At 45.4% G+C, this 13,238-nt stretch carries 10 protein-coding genes and 1 pseudogene; 7 read left to right on the top strand and 4 right to left on the bottom strand.

Features of this window, described 5'->3' with window-relative positions; translation table 11 throughout:
- Nucleotides 1-42: 42 nt before the first annotated feature.
- A complete protein-coding gene (locus DXX93_RS13345; RefSeq protein ID WP_116009959.1) occupies nt 43-2,199 on the bottom strand; it encodes a S46 family peptidase in 2,157 nt (718 codons plus the stop codon).
- 307 nt (nt 2,200-2,506) lie between these two features.
- Here DXX93_RS13345 and DXX93_RS13340 point away from each other — a divergent pair, with 307 nt between their 5' ends.
- From DXX93_RS13340 to DXX93_RS13330, 3 genes are all read left to right on the top strand, one after another.
- Entirely contained in the window at nt 2,507-2,842 is a 336-nt protein-coding gene (locus DXX93_RS13340; RefSeq protein WP_116009958.1) for a zinc ribbon domain-containing protein YjdM, read from the top strand.
- Between the two features lie 233 nt (nt 2,843-3,075).
- Complete coding sequence (locus DXX93_RS13335) at nt 3,076-4,488, top strand: alanine/glycine:cation symporter family protein (RefSeq protein ID WP_116008528.1); 1,413 nt, start codon at nt 3,076-3,078, stop codon at nt 4,486-4,488.
- Nucleotides 4,476-4,901: an STAS/SEC14 domain-containing protein gene (locus tag DXX93_RS13330; protein WP_147302690.1), complete on the top strand. Its 426-nt coding sequence runs from the start codon at nt 4,476-4,478 to the stop codon at nt 4,899-4,901. Before DXX93_RS13335 ends, DXX93_RS13330 begins: the two co-directional genes overlap by 13 nt.
- 49 nt (nt 4,902-4,950) lie before the next feature.
- Here DXX93_RS13330 and DXX93_RS13325 read toward each other — a convergent pair.
- Nucleotides 4,951-5,510 (bottom strand): annotated as a pseudogene (locus tag DXX93_RS13325) (cysteine hydrolase family protein).
- A gap of 141 nt (nt 5,511-5,651) precedes the next feature.
- Here DXX93_RS13325 and DXX93_RS13320 point away from each other — a divergent pair.
- The 3 genes from DXX93_RS13320 (at nt 5,652) to DXX93_RS13310 (ending at nt 8,887) form a co-directional block, all read left to right on the top strand.
- Nucleotides 5,652-6,641, top strand: coding sequence for a GlxA family transcriptional regulator (locus DXX93_RS13320; protein WP_258872666.1), 990 nt, complete (start codon nt 5,652-5,654; stop codon nt 6,639-6,641).
- A gap of 146 nt (nt 6,642-6,787) precedes the next feature.
- Nucleotides 6,788-8,161: a DEAD/DEAH box helicase gene (locus tag DXX93_RS13315; protein WP_116008526.1), complete on the top strand. Its 1,374-nt coding sequence runs from the start codon at nt 6,788-6,790 to the stop codon at nt 8,159-8,161.
- Nucleotides 8,162-8,224: 63 nt separating this feature from the next.
- The gene (locus DXX93_RS13310) at nt 8,225-8,887 is read left to right on the top strand and encodes a hypothetical protein (RefSeq protein ID WP_116008525.1); all 663 of its coding nucleotides are present in this window, start codon (nt 8,225-8,227) and stop codon (nt 8,885-8,887) included.
- A gap of 53 nt (nt 8,888-8,940) precedes the next feature.
- Here the strand turns inward: DXX93_RS13310 and DXX93_RS13305 are convergent, their stop codons facing one another.
- Nucleotides 8,941-9,831 (bottom strand): GGDEF domain-containing protein, encoded by an 891-nt coding sequence (locus tag DXX93_RS13305; RefSeq protein WP_116008524.1) that lies wholly within the window; start codon nt 9,829-9,831, stop codon nt 8,941-8,943.
- A gap of 227 nt (nt 9,832-10,058) precedes the next feature.
- Here DXX93_RS13305 and DXX93_RS13300 point away from each other — a divergent pair, with 227 nt between their 5' ends.
- Complete coding sequence (locus DXX93_RS13300; protein WP_116009956.1) at nt 10,059-12,029, top strand: monovalent cation:proton antiporter family protein; 1,971 nt, start codon at nt 10,059-10,061, stop codon at nt 12,027-12,029.
- Nucleotides 12,030-12,331: 302 nt separating this feature from the next.
- On the opposite strand, the gene DXX93_RS13295 is transcribed toward DXX93_RS13300, so the two are convergent.
- Nucleotides 12,332-13,177: a fumarylacetoacetate hydrolase family protein gene (locus DXX93_RS13295; protein WP_116008523.1), complete on the bottom strand. Its 846-nt coding sequence runs from the start codon at nt 13,175-13,177 to the stop codon at nt 12,332-12,334.
- Nucleotides 13,178-13,238: the final 61 nt, after the last annotated feature.

Raw genomic sequence — 13,238 nt, 5'->3', positions numbered from 1 at the left:
GCGCTTATTGAGTCGCCAAATTGAGCCATATCGTTATTCTAACTATTTAACAATCGTTAACTCATCAACAATATTTTGCGCGTTATCCACGTTTTCCATTGTCCACAGCATAAATGGCACACTGGTGTGAATTGCGCGGTTTAGCTTGGCATCGTAATCCCAGTCGCCGATAATCGACTCATAAACGCCATCGAATACTAAGCCAACAAATTCACCTTTACCGTTCAAGGTTGGTGAGCCTGAGTTACCACCTGTGATATCTAAGGTTGATAGATAGTTAACTGGCACTGAGCCTAGGCTTTCACGGTAGTAAGCGCCGTAGTTTTTGTTCTTAATCGCAGTGCGAATGTTGTCGAACAAGTCAAACTCGTGATCACCTGCCACATATTTAGCTAACATGCCTTCAAGCGTGGTAAACGGCGTTGCGGTAATACCATCTTGTGGTGAGTAGCCTTTCACATTACCGTAGGTGATACGTAATGAGCTGTTAGCATCGGCGTATACTGGCTCACCTTTCGATTGTTTAAAAGCGATCATCGCCGCCATATATTGCGGGCGAATTTGCGCTAATTGGCCGGCAAGCGCTTCGTCTTGCTTTTCAAGTTTGCGGTCGTGCTCGTATTGTGAAACAGCAAATTGAATGTATGGGTCGTTGCTAGCTTTAAACTCTTCGACTGATTTGTTCATCCACGCTAAACGCACGGCTTCTTGATCAAGTTCCGTGCTGCTGTGCATTTTATCTAGCTTAGTGGCGAGTTTTTTCGCATCAAAATTTTTACTAATGCCAAAAAATTTATCAAACACTGAATTGCGTTGCTCAGCAGGGAACTTGGCGTATTGTGCGATAAAGTGTGCTAGTACGGCTTTATCAACGGTCGCATCGTAACGGCGATTAACGCGTTTCATCGCTTGGGTGAAGCGGTTCATGTCACGCTCTTGATAACCTTTTTTACGCTCTGCATCAGGTTTGTTTTTTTCGTGTGCTAGACGATATAAGCGCTTGGCAACACTGTACATATTGGTGCGAGCAATATAGGCCAAGATTAAATCACGCTTTTGATGTGACTGACCTTGTGCAATTAAGTTATCGAGTTCGGCCAGCGTTTTTCCGTATTGGCGCTGGCGTTTTTTCGATGTGTTAATCCAAGTTTTTAGCGCTGCTAACTCTTTTTCTTTGCGCTCAAGCATATCGCCTTTGTGAAAGCTTTCGACCATAGAGCCGTAATTTTTCGCATAGTTGGCAAGGCCCGCTAGCGTGCTTTCATATTTGATGCGCGCTTCGCTTTGAGCAGGCGCAGTGTTCTTGATAACGTCAATGTACTCTTCGCGGTAGCGTTTGGCGGTAGGGTAGACCCAAGTAAATTGGTTCTTTACTTCTTCCACTGTACGGTAACGGTTTGTGCGGCCTGGGTAACCAAGTACCATCACATAGTCGTTTTCTTCAACACCGCTGGCATTCACTTTTAGAAACGCTTTTGGCTTAAACGGTACGTTGTCTTTTGAGTAATCGGCAGGTTGGCCGTCTTTGTTTACGTAGGCGCGGTAGAAAGACCAGTCACCGGTGTGGCGCGGCCACATCCAGTTGTCGGTATCACCACCAAATTTACCTATGCTAGAAGGCGGTGCGTAAACTAAACGCACATCGCGAATTGCCAGTTGTTTGATGAGGAAGTACTCAAGGCCACCGTGAAAGCTAAATACTTCGCAGCGGTAATCTTGTGAGGTTTCACATTCTGCTACCAAGGTTTTTTGGTTTTTCTCAATTGCATCAAAGTAGGCTTTGCCTTGAGTTGATGACGGAATAGCACCAGTAATTTTCTCGGTCACATTGGTCAGCGACTCAGTTACGTATACACGAGAGCCCGGCGCAGCCTGTAATTCCTCAGATAAAGATTTTGCGACAAAACCTTGCTCTAGCAGGTTGTTGTCTTCATTAGAGTTGTATTGAATTGAGCCATAAGCACAGTGATGATTGGTGACAACTAGCCCTTGTTCAGATAAAAATGAAGCCGTACAGCCACCCAAGCTGATAATGGCATTCATTGGGAATTGGTCTAAGTTTTCCATTTGTGTTGGATCAAGCTCAAGGCCAGCTTGTTTAAGCTTACCGCTGATTTCTTGCAGTTGATGTGGTTGCCACATACCTTCGTCAGCATGCGCTGACATCGATGCTGAACCAACAGCTAAAAGTGATGCCATCGACAGCGCTTTGTAAAGCGCATTAGGCAATCGGTTTTTGATCATGATTTTTCCTATTTTGTTTTTATGCGTTGGCTACTGGGGGTAGCTGCTTGCGATATGACGCAAGCATATTAATTAAATTGAGATAATATAACAATCTTTCCAGTTGAAAAGCGTTAGGTGACTATTTACCTAAGCGCTTATGTTCCTATATCTATGTGCATCAATCAGTAACAGCTTGTTACTCTTGGGGTGATCCGCTCGCTTGCCACAAGCTTAGCAAGTATAATACGCCTCTTTGAAAACCTGATATAAGTTGAACACCATGTCATTACCTCCTTGTCCTGCTTGCCAATCTGAGTATGTTTACCAAGATCAAAGCCTGTTAATTTGCCCAGAGTGTGCCCATGAGTGGGACCCTGCTGAAGTTGCAGAAGAAGACACCATTAAAGTCAAAGATGCTAACGGTGCATTACTCGCTGACGGCGACAAAGTAACGGTCATCAAAGATTTAAAAATCAAAGGTAGCTCGCAAGTCATTAAAATTGGTACTAAAGCTACCGTTCGCCGTGTACTGGATAAAAAAGATCACGAGTTAGACTGCAAAGTCGATGGTGTTGGCGAAATGATGGTAACAGCGCAGTTTGTAAAAAAAGCCTAGTTTTCTAACGTTAGCTGCGCTCGCTAAACGCTTCCTGCGTTGGCAATTCCTCACGTATGTGCTTGGCAAAAGCTATCCAATCTTTGGGTGAGCTTTTGCTCGCGACAAAGGATAGAAAGTTTTCCCGTTGCTTGGTACAAAGCGTTTCTATCTTATCCCGAATTCACCTTAGCCAAGGCTTGGCATAGTTTGCTAAGCTAGCGGCTAATATATTGTTAGTTTAAGAAATTTTTATGGGCGATTTAATTAGCCAATGGGTTGGCTTCATTAATGGGTACCTGTGGGGCAGTGTATTAATTTACTTGCTTACGGGTTGTGGCATTTGGTTTAGCTTGCGTTTGAAGCTGATCCAATTGCGTCATTTCAAGCATATGTTTAGCTTGTTAAAACTGAGTCGAAATAGTAGTGAAAACGGTATTTCTTCGTTTCAGGCACTTTGTACGTCATTAGCGGCGCGTGTTGGTACGGGTAACTTAATGGGGGTGGCGGTCGCCATCAGTTTAGGTGGCCCAGGGGCGATTTTTTGGATGTGGCTGATTGCCTTTTTCGGTATGGCAACCGCTTATGCTGAAAGTGCGCTAGGGCAGCTGTATAAAGAGAAAGACGAAAACAATAACTTTCGCGGTGGCCCAGCTTATTACATGCGCAAAGGGATCAATAGCCCGAAACTCGCCATTACCTTTTCACTGTGCTTGTTCTTTGGTTATGGCTTTGTTTTTAGCTCTGTACAAGCCAATTCAATTACCGATGCATTCCAAGGCTCGTTCGGCATTGACCCATTAATGTCAGGCATCGTTATCACCTTGTTAGCGGCCTATATTATTATCGGCGGCCTGCGTAATATCGCGCGTTTTGCTGAATTAGCAGTACCATTTATGGGTGTTGCTTATGTACTTGTTGCCCTGTTTGTGATTGCCATCAATATTGAGCAGATTCCTGCCATTTTAATGCAAATCGTTGGCTCAGCGTTTGGCTGGCAAGAAGCAGGTGGCGGTGTGGTTGGCGCAGCCATTATTCATGGGGTTCAACGGGGCTTGTACTCGAATGAAGCGGGTATGGGGAGCTCACCAAATGCTGCTGCGGCGGCTGAGCCAATGCCTCATCACCCTGCATCACAAGGTTATATTCAATCGTTAGCGGTATTTTTCGATACTATGGTCATTTGTACTTGTACCGCGATTATTATTTTACTGGCAGGCGATTCGCTTGATGGTGTGATGGGTATTCAGTTGACTCAGCAAGCTTTAGCATTGCAAGTGGGGAGCTGGGGTGCTGAATTTATTACGTTGGCGATTTTGTTTTTTGGTTTTACCTCAATCGTCGCGAATTTTGCTTACGCGGATAACAACTTAAAATACTTGAAGTTGGATAATCCATTCGGCCGTTGGTTCTTGCGTATTGGCTTTTTAGCCATGTTGGTGTTTGGTTCATCCGCATCATTGCCACAAGTGATTGCGCTTGCTGATATGGCAACGGGGTTAATGACAGTGGTTAACGTTACGGCGCTGTTTTTGTTGTCAAAAGTGGTGGTGCGCATTACCAAAGACTATCAAGCGCAGCTGTCAAAAGGGCAGTTGCCAACATTTGAAGCCAATGAAGAAACCGAAAAGTCGTTGGGCTTAACACAGGGCGTTTGGCGAAAATAGGCATATACTTAGCGAATAATCATTACGTCGATTACTCGCTTGGTCACATGCTTAATGTCACACTACAGCCAAATTATGGTGTGGTAATTTTTGAATTAGATGGGCAGCTATCCGTGCAAGACTTTGTGCACGCTGCCCATAAAATTGACCCTTATATTGGCCACGCTGGTGGCCTAAAAGGTGGGTTAGTTTGTGTACTTGGCTGGCCCGTTTGGGAATCGTTCGCGGCCTTTAGCCAGCATCTCACCTTTATTCGCAATCACCATCAACACATGGATAAGATTGCCATCGTCTCTGACTCAACCTCATTTAAGCTCGTTGCGCCTATTTACGGTGCGAGCTTACAGTGCAAAATTAAATGTTTTGCAATTGATGCAATCGAATCCGGTAAAGATTGGATTTTAGCCGATTAAATCCAGTCAATAGCCGGTTAGTAGTCAGCGATTGGCCAGCTCAAAAGCCTTATACCAATTGAAGTAAATTCTCTGTGCTATCGACATAACAATAGCCAAACTGTAACGCCGCCATAAAGGCTGCATGAACGTATTTAGCGGGTACTGTCTCACCTTCAAAGGTTAAATCTAAGGTTGCACAGGCATCGTGTGCGACATGGCTGTCATAGCCTAAGTCCACTGCTGCACGAGTAACTGCATCAATACACATATGACTCATCGCACCGACAATAATCAATTGATCAATGTTGCGGTCATCAAGTAACGCTTTAAATCGGTGTCGCGAAAGCTGTTAATTTGCTGCTTTAGTACAACAGGCTCGCCATCAATTGGCGCTAGACTGTGGTGAATTTTTGCGCCGTCAGAATTTGGCAAGAAAAACGGCGCTTCTTCGGTTGGAAATTCATGGCGAACATGAATCACTGGAAGCTGTTTTTCGCGAAATTTTGCAAGCAAGTTTTGTGCGTTGGACGCTGCTGCTTCAGTACCCGAAAGCGCCCATTTTGCCCCCTCGTAAGTTGGAAAGTAATCGTTCTGGAAGTCAATTAATAGTAGTGCTGTATTTGCCATGTTGAGCCTCGTCTTGCTAGTTAAGTAAGCGTTTAAGTAAATCGATTGATGAATATTCAGCTAGTGCTGAATCAATAAGGCTATTTTGACGAAACTTTGCTAGGCTTACGCATGGCATTAATGACATAAAACAAGGTGAAAGTGACAGCAGAGTTTAGTAGTAAGGTAGCGCAAGCTAACCGTCACCTCGATAGTACTAAAGCCGTTGAGGTCGTGATCATCAATTACATTGGTGCAATGCAAAGTGCCGTTTATGGCTTGCTAGAGTTATTAACCTTGGCAAATAAAATCATTGAAGAAGAACAGCTTGCTTTGACCTTTACCGCCCAAATCGTCACGCCAGAGGAATTGAATACCAGCGAAGTAAGCATTTCGTATTTAACGCCTCAAGTGGTGATTTTGCCGCCTAATTTAAGCGGCGAATATTATTTAGCGGCAGAGTCGCATCTTATCCACTATTTAAAGGCGAGCCACCAACAAGGGGCGACACTTTGTTCCGCCTGTGCAGGCGCCTTTATTCTTGCGCAAACGGGGTTGCTTAACACGCGTAATGCCACAACTCACTGGGGGTTGGCAGATGATTTACAGCGAGCGTATCCAGCAGTGCAGGTAAGATCTGAGCGTATTATCATTAATGAGGGCGATATTATTAGTGCTGGCGGTTTGATGTCGTGGTTAGATTTGGGCTTAGAGTTGGTGGGGCAATATGCCAAGCCGCACATAATGCGTAAACTGGGTAAATATTTGATTGTTGACACTGGCAAACGCGAGCAGCGCTATTATCAAAGTTTTACCCCTAGGTTCGATCACGGCAATCAAGCGATCCTCAATGCTCAGCATTATATTCAAGCAAACTACCAAACTAAGTTAAGTAATGGCGTATTGGCGGAAGTCGCCTTTATGTCAGAGCGCACCTTAATCCGCCAATTTACCAAGGCGACTGGGCTCAAGCCCGCTCAATATATTCAGCGTGTACGGGTACAAAAAGCGTGCGACTTATTGGAATCTAGCCAACAGAGCTTTGAGCAAATAGCAATGTCACTGGGTTATGAAGATGCGAGCAGTTTGCGTAAGGTTTTTGTTAGTATTGTTGGTCTTGCTCCTTCTGAATTTCGCGCGAGATTTACCTAGCAATAAAGTAATGCGCGCCATGCTGCAACGATCCACTTGAGCTAATCTGTGCTTATTTGTGAAATAAAGCCGCGCAAGCTCGCATTCACTGGGCGGTAAAGTATATAATCGCGCGATTATTTTTTGGTGGTGTTGGTGAAGAGAAAATGAGTGTAGATGCAATTGGCTTATCAGAAGGGTTATTAAAAGCGGTTAAGCTTTGTGGTTATAAGCAGTTAACCCCGATCCAGCAACAAGCAATTCCGGTGATCCGCACGGGAGCTGATATTCTTGCCAGTGCGCAAACAGGCACCGGTAAAACAGCGGCGTTTACTTTACCCATTTTGGATAAGCTAGCCCATCAAGCATCGCCAGAAGCTCCTGTATTAAAAGCGCTGATCTTAACGCCAACCCGTGAGCTGGCAATTCAAGTTGGCGAGAACATTAAAGAATACAGCCAATTTTTACCCATTAAACACGGCGTGATTTTTGGCGGTGCAGGCATGGCTGGCCAAGAAAAAGTGCTTAAAGCTGGCGTTGATATTTTGGTGGCAACACCGGGGCGCTTACTAGAGCATTTACAGCAGCGCAATTTATCGTTGTCGCAAGTAAAATATATGGTGCTTGACGAAGCTGATCGCATGCTCGACATGGGCTTTTTGACCGACATCGAGCGCATTACCGCGCAAATTAAGCACAAGCATCAAACGTTAATGTTTAGTGCGACTTTCTCTAACAAGGTCAAAACCCTTGCAAACCAAATTCTGCATACGCCCAAAACCATTGAAGTTGCCAAACAAAATACCACGTCAGGTAAAGTGAAGCAGGCGGTTTACTGGGTATCAGAGGCGCGTAAACGCGAGCTGCTTTCTGAAATTATTGGTGTGAATAACTGGCACCAAGTGATGGTCTTTGCTGGCACGCGAGAAAGTGCCAATCAATTGGCGAAAGAGCTAAAGCTTGACGGTATCAAGGCAGCGCTTTGCCACGGTGAAAAATCACAAGGTGCGCGTAACAAAGCACTGGAGCAGTTTGTTGCGGGTGAGGTACGCGTGCTCGTAGCCACCGATGTTGCGGCGCGCGGCCTAGATATTCCTAACCTACCGTATGTGGTGAACTTTCATTTACCGTTTTTAGCGGAAGACTATGTTCACCGCGTTGGCCGTACAGGGCGTGCGGGCAAATCAGGGACTGCCATTTCATTAGTTAGCCCTAAAGATGAAAAATTCTTAGGTAATATTGAACAGCTTATTGGCCGTAAATTTGAAAAAATTGTGTTACCAGGCTATGAAATGACCGAATCTGAGTATGACGCGAGTAAGCGTCATTTGACCGAAGCGGCGAAGAAAAATCGTTACCAAACAACGCGTGATAAAAACCGCGTAATTGCTGAAAAAAATGGTGCCAATAAAAAAGGCGCCGAAAAAAATGGTGCCGGTAAAAAAGGTATGAGCCAAAAAGCGGCAGGTAAAAAAGCTGGTGGCAAAATAAAGCCTAAAGGCAAAGCTAAGTCACCTAAAAAAGCGAATAAACGCAGATAGCTTTAACAGGTATCAAACAGCGCAGCATCAATAAACTGATCAGAAAACAAATGCAGGAAACATATGCAGGAACGCATTGATCTACTCGTCGATATTCCATTTGCGTATCGTCATACCTGCTGGTTTTGTGGTGAGCCAAGTGATCAATTCGTCACTTTTCCTCATACTCGCCATATTGTGCTCAGTTGCCCGCACCCCCAGTTAACGTTGCCAAGTTGCCGCGAATGTCGGCCATTTGCTTACCAAGCGAAAGTGAACCATGTGTGGGCGGTGCGCGCCAGTGTCAAAAAATCACTTATTCACAAATACCGAAAAGACTTAGCTATTGGCCTAAATTGGACGCAAGAAGAACTAGCCAATGCAGGTTTTGAAGGCGGTAACTTTGAATCGTTTCAGCGCAGTGCTTGGTTTATGTATGAAGTTGCCAGAGATAGGGTGAATTTCCAAGCCTGGCCGCTATCGCAAGGCGGTGTGGATATCGACGATGACATTGAGCCGATAACGTTTGAATTTGATGGTGTTGTTTATCCGTCAATTGATGATGCCATAAAGCACTACAGCGGTAACTTTAGATTTAATCGACAAATATTGGTTAAAACATTGGCAATTCTTGGCACCTCGCAATTTGCCAAAGCGGTAAGATTTTGCCGTTTGTTGATTGGGGCAACGCCCAATGAGGTAAATAGTGCACTTGCCGAACTAAAAGCCCAGCAAGTAAACAGGTAACACAGCAGCAGTGGTGAGGTAGTCGCCATGAATAAGACATGGCTAAGACAAGCCTAGACCAAGCTTAGCAGTGGCGCCGCGTTTGTTTTCTTCCGGTATAAGGCTTGATCAGCGCGCTCAAAGAAGCTTTTTTCGGTATCACCACACTTCATAAAGGTCGCGCCCAAGCAGCAAGACACTTGATACTTTTCTAAGTAGCCATCGGCGGCAACGGCCTCGTGAATGCGGTGATAAATTACCTCAAGTGATTCGTCACCAGCGCATTCAATCAGTACCACAAACTCATCACCACCAAAGCGGAATAAGCTGTCTGAGTCACGCACACTAACGCGCAGCGCATCGGCAAAGTGTATTAACACTTTGTCGCCAACTGCATGGCCAAAAGTGTCGTTAATAACCTTAAACTTGTTGAGATCAGCGACGATAAGACCTACTTTGTTATTACTGCGGTTGGCTTGGTGCATTGCGCGTTTGAGCTGTTCGTCAAAGTAACGACGATTGCCAAGCCCTGTTAGGCTATCCTGCATCGCTAACATTAGCGCAGTGCGGTAAGTTAGGGCATTGTTCAGCGGGTGAAGCAAATAACGGTGTAGCTCGTTCATCACTTTTTCAGTGCTTCCTGAGATTGGCGCATTTAAACTGTAAGTTAATCTGCCAAGTTGTTGACCGTTAATAGATAAGTTGAACTGGCGTTTGATCTTGCCTTGACGACTGCCTCTGATTGTCGCTTCGACGCTTTCCGCCTTAAAAGTTAGTCCAGTAAACTCAATATATTTGCTAGCCACCATAGCGTACTTGTTGAGTAGCTCGTTAAGATCAAGTGTGGTTTGCAGTTGTTCTAATAGCGCAAGACCGCGTTGATTGGATTCTAAATGATTAGATTCAAATAACCTGAACGCATTAAAGTTGGAAAATTGTTGTTCTAATAAATTAAGCGTTTGCATAAAACTACCTGCTGCTACTGCGTTTGTGGTATGTCAAAAAATTGTTATACCGCTGTGATGCGATTGATAATGCAAAGGGCGTGCCGAGTCTTGGACGGACGAGTTAGCTGTTTTAATTAATTGAATAGTAAGGTATAAGTGAAGCAGGGTAATACAAGCCCAAACCCTCTACATTTCCAGACGGCTCTAGACGATTCTAGGCAAGCCACAAATTGCAAGGAGCAGATGTGATAGCACATCTTGAAATTCTCGCCATCCTAGCGTGTGCGGTATTGATAGTATTTTTGTTTCGCAAATTAAATTTACCCGCGATTTTGGCGTATTTAGTTGCCGGCGTGTTAGTGGGCGAGCACGGTCTTGCGCTCGCCAACGAGCACATGGATTATGAGCATTTTGCCGAGCTCGGTATTGTCTTTTTGCTGTTTACACTCGGGTTGGAGTTTTCACTGCCTAAATTGTTGGCAATGCGGCATTTGGTGGTCGCTGTGGGTAGCTTACAAGTGGCGATATCCATGGTCATCTTTATGGTCGTGTCGATGTTCTTTGGCTTGTCTTTTGGCAGTGCCTTTGTGGTTGGTGGCATTTTGGCGCTTTCGTCTACGGCAATTGTGATCCGTCAGCTCAGTGAAACGGGGGCGATGAAGCGCAAATCGGGGCAAATTACCGTTGCGGTATTGCTCTTTCAAGATGTCGCCGTTGTCCCGCTGCTGATTATTATTCCGATGCTTTCACCTCAAAACGATGGCTCCATGTTTTTGGCCTTGGCTTGGGCTTTGGTAAAAGGTGTATTCGTTGTTGGCATTTTGCTACTGGCTGGCAAATGGCTGCTGCCACGCCTATTTAACTTAGTTGCCCGTGTGCGTACCGACGAATTATTTGTCTTAACCACCTTACTGGTTACCTTAATGGCCGCTTCGCTGACTCAATGGTTTGGTTTGTCGATGGCACTCGGGGCATTTTTGGCGGGCATGATGTTAGGTGAAAGTGAATACAAGTATCAGTTAGAGGCGGATATTCGTCCGTACCGCGATATTTTGCTTGGTTTATTCTTCGTCACCGTTGGCATGAAGTTAGATATCAGTTTATTGCTGGCATCGCCTGTCACACTACTACTCACGATGATCGCTTTTATGCTGCTTAAAGTGGTGGTGATCAAATGGTTAGCGGTGCGCGCTGGCGAAGCCAGCAAAGATGCTTGGGCAACGGGTTTTATGCTTGCACAAATGGGTGAATTTGGCTTTGTATTGGTTGCCTTGGCAACACAAGTGAATGTGCTGGCAAATAATGTTGCCTCACTGCTGCTTGGCGCAGGTGTTATCAGTATGGCAATTACTCCGTACATTATTAACAATGCGCGTAAATGGGGGCGTTGGTTAGCAAATGAAGAGCCCGTAGATACCTCAGATTTAGCCGACTTACCCGATGGCACGCAAACGCTAAAAGATCACGTGATCATTTGTGGTTTTGGCCGTATTGGGCAAACGGTGAGCCGCTTTTTAAAGCAAGAAAGCATTGAATTTGTCGCCATTGATATTGACCCTTTAAGAACGCGTAAAGCGCGTGAGGCGGGAGAGAACGTGCTGTTTGGCTCGTCACGACAAACTGAGTTACTACACGCCGCACATCTCGACCAAGCGAAGTTAGTGGTTATTGCCTTTGGCGAAGACAAACAATCCGCGGAAGTGATCCAGCGGGTGCGCAGTTTAGCGCCAGAAGTGCCAATCTTGGTGAGAACCCGAAATGATGATCAACTCGACATGCTGCAAAAGGCGGGGGCGAACGAAGTCGTCCCAGAGAGTTTGGAAGGGGCGTTAATGCTCGTGTCGCAAGTACTCACGCTCAGCGGTGTACCGTTTTCACGTGTGGTGCGCCGCGTGCAAAAAGAGCGTAAAAACCACTACAACCATCTACACGGCTTCTTTCAAGGTGAGCACACCGATATGAGTGCCCAAGCCATTGATCGCATTGAATTTGCTCACGCGATTTTGTTGACTGAAGACTCGTTTGCGAATGGTCATACTATAGGTGCACTTGATTTAGAAAGCCGCCGAGTTAGTGTGATCACCTTAAAACGCGATGGCAAGGAAATTGACGAGCCTGATAACACCACCTTACTGCAAGCTCAAGACACATTAGTGCTGCGCGGCAAGCCGAGAAGGGTAGAGCGCACCGAGCGTTACTTGCACGAGGGTGATTAGTTGTTAAGTTAAGCTTAGTCTAGCTCAGCAAAACTCTGCTTAGCCGAGTGATGGGCAGAAAAAAAGCCCCGCGCTAAAAGTGTTCGCAACATAGCGTCGGGGCTTGCTAGCAAATATACCTGTGGGTACTCGCTAGCGATTTCAGCCAATTGATGTTGGTCTGACACCAAAGTTGCCATACTAGGGGAGGCTAGATTGGCAAGGCTGACTGCTTGATGGAAAGCCTTGAAGGCCAATATGTTTTAGTTAAACGGCATTTAAACCGCAGTTACTTTTGGTACTCAACTCTTTTCATATTCAACTTATTCGCATTCAACAACGACTTGTTTTTGCACGCCCATACCGTCAATACCCAAAGAGATTTCGTCGCCAACGCTTAGGTATGTCGGTGGTGTTTGGCCTAAACCCACGCCGGGTGGTGTGCCTGTTGAAATCACATCACCCGGCTGTAAGGTGGTAAATTGGCTTAAATAACTGACGATATAAGCTGGGCTAAATATCATGGTATTGGTGTTGCCGTTTTGATAACGCTTGCCGTTCACTTCAAGCCACATCGCGACATTGGTAATATCGCTAATTTCGTCTTTGGTGACTAAGTAAGGGCCTAGCGGGCCGAAAGTGTCGCAGCCTTTGCCTTTATCCCACTGACAGCCACGCTCTAATTGGAAGTTTCGTTCAGAAATATCGTTACAAATACAATAGCCAGCGATGTAATCTTCTGCGTCTTGTTCGCTAACATAGGAAGCTGATTTACCAATAACAATAGCCAGTTCAACTTCCCAGTCGAGCTTAGTGCTGTTTTTCGGTTTGATAATATGGTCGTTAGGGCCGCTAATGGCGCTGGTGAATTTTGAAAAAACCTCCGGTTCATCGGGGATCGGCATATTAGATTCTGCGGCGTGATCAGCGTAGTTGAGGCCAATACAGATAAATTTACCGACATTGTTGACACAAGCACCCAGGCGCGTTTCGGCATCTACGATAGGTAAACTCTTGATGTCCATAGCGCTTAGGCGTGATAAGTTTGCTTGGCTCAAGGTCTGGCCGTCTATGTCTGGCACGGCCGATGAAAGGTCGCGAATATTGCCTTGTGAGTCCAAAATGCCCGGTTTTTCTGCGCCTACTGCGCCAAAGCGTAATAATTTCATGTCTGAGTCCTGCGAGTAAATAAGAGAGTACAACGTCCACTGTGTCTGGTGTTAACGGTGG

Source organism: Thalassotalea euphylliae (assembly GCF_003390335.1).
Lineage (GTDB): Bacteria > Pseudomonadota > Gammaproteobacteria > Enterobacterales > Alteromonadaceae > Thalassotalea_F > Thalassotalea_F euphylliae_B.
The sequence above is the reverse complement of the archived record's forward strand: the minus strand, read 5'-3'. Positions and strand labels throughout refer to the sequence as shown.